This is a genomic window from Chryseobacterium sp. SIMBA_029 (assembly GCF_046535275.1).
Classification (GTDB): Bacteria; Bacteroidota; Bacteroidia; order Flavobacteriales; family Weeksellaceae; genus Chryseobacterium.
Window position 1 is genome coordinate 1 of the sequence record NZ_JAWRXA010000053.1, and the last position, 403, is coordinate 403.

Genomic DNA, 403 nt, shown 5'->3' on the forward strand with positions numbered 1-403 from the left:
GCCTGGCCTTCTACAATTTTGGCCTCCACGTCGCTCCTCCGGAAAGCGAGACCATCCAGGGCTTTGTCCTGAGCGAGCCGCTGAACTTCGAGGCGGCGACGCGTGCCAGCGGCTTCCTCGGCCGCTCGGGTTATCCGGGCGTGCCCGGCACCAGAAGCTGGGGTGGGCAAGTCTTTCCGCGTTACATCGAGGGCAGCGGCTTCACGTCCGCGCCATCATCGCTCTCACTCTGGGCTGATATCGAGTCGCTGATGGCGTTCAGCTACAATGGCGTGCATGCCGAGGCGCTCAAGAATGCCCGCAGCTGGAATGTGAAGCCGGCATGGCCGCCGCTCGTGCTCTGGTGGGTTTCCGCAACGCATCGGCCGGATTGGGGGGAGGGTGCTCAGCGGCTCGAGCATCT

Annotated in this window: 1 protein-coding gene; it reads left to right on the forward strand. The window is 64.5% G+C overall.

The annotated features are described in order from the left end of the window. The coding region (locus tag SB679_RS23175) for a DUF3291 domain-containing protein (RefSeq protein ID WP_410704640.1) at positions 1–403 on the forward strand (403 nt) is incomplete at both ends.